Here is a 1,265-nt window from a genome sequence, read left to right as displayed (position 1 = left end):
AGTGACTTAAGCGTATTTACGAACGCCTGCTCTTGCTTGGCATACACGGCATATACTTTTCTACCAAAACCTGTGACAAGTTTTGTACCGAGTTTTCGATAGAACCAGTCAAAATCAAGGCTAATGGTCTCGGTACGCTTCATCATGGGTAGCAAAAGAAAGAAAGCTAGCCCAGCAAATAGTAGTAACTGAAACTGAGTTACTAAATGATCTGCCGTGTAAGGCTCGTAATCCACAGGATAAGGAAGAAGGTCATATAAAGGCTGCGGGAATACGCCTAAGGCGATACATAAAAATGCAAAGATAAACATCGCAAACTGCATGTTCTTCGGTGACTCTTCTGGTCGTAAACCGGAATCTTTCTGGAAGAATACAAACCAAGGATACTTGACGCCGGCATGTAAAAATACACCTGCAGAAGCCGCAGCGAGTAAGAACCACACCCATGTGATGTGCTCATAGGCTGCAGAGGACGAGATCATTGATTTGGAGACAAATCCCGAGGTAAATGGGAAAGACGAGATCGCTAACGCACCGATAATCCCATACAGTGTCGTAATCGGCATGCTATGGAACAGCCCGCCCAAATCGCTACAGCGACGCTTGCCTGTACGGTATAACACCGCGCCAGCCGTCATGAGAAGTAAGGCTTTGTATACGATATGAGCAAAGGCATGAGCTGCTGCTCCGTTCAACGCCATTTCAGTACCGATACCGATACCCGTGATCATGAAACCAACCTGATTAACGATACTGTATGACAGAATTCGTCTTGCATCATTTTCAAGCAGAGCATAAATGATGCCGTAGAAAATCATAAAGCATCCGATTGGAATCAATACACTTGTACCAGGGAACGCAATAAGCAGCGTAAATACCGCTGTTTTGGTTGTGAAGGCAGAGAGAAAGACCGAGCCACTCGGGCTTGCTTCAGGATATGCATCTGCAATCCACGCCGAGAAAGGTGGCGCGCCGGCGTTGACCAAGAAACCGATTAATATCAGCCATTGAGCAGGTCCAGCTAACTCAAGCGCGGTAAATTCGGTAGATCCTGTTTCATGGATATGCCACAGAATACCTGCCATCAATATGACGCCGCCAAATAAATGCATAAACAAATAACGCATACTGGCTTTGTATGCGGAGTTTGTTGCGCCAGCCCAGATCACTGCGGTAGAGCCAATTGCCATTAACTCCCAATAAATAAATACGCTGATCAAGTCGCCAGAAGAAGTCACCCCGATTGCGCTACCGGCGTATAAAAA

1 protein-coding gene is annotated in these 1,265 nt (G+C 46.2%); it reads right to left on the bottom strand.

Annotation, left to right across the window (positions count from 1 at the left end; translation table 11 throughout):
• A partial coding sequence (locus A3739_RS14895) for a Na(+)/H(+) antiporter subunit D (RefSeq protein ID WP_156502606.1) occupies nt 1-1,265 on the bottom strand: 1,265 nt, incomplete at both ends.

This window comes from Oleiphilus sp. HI0067 (genome assembly GCF_001635735.1).
Note: the sequence above shows the minus strand (reverse complement) of the source record. Positions and strands in the feature narration are given on the sequence as shown.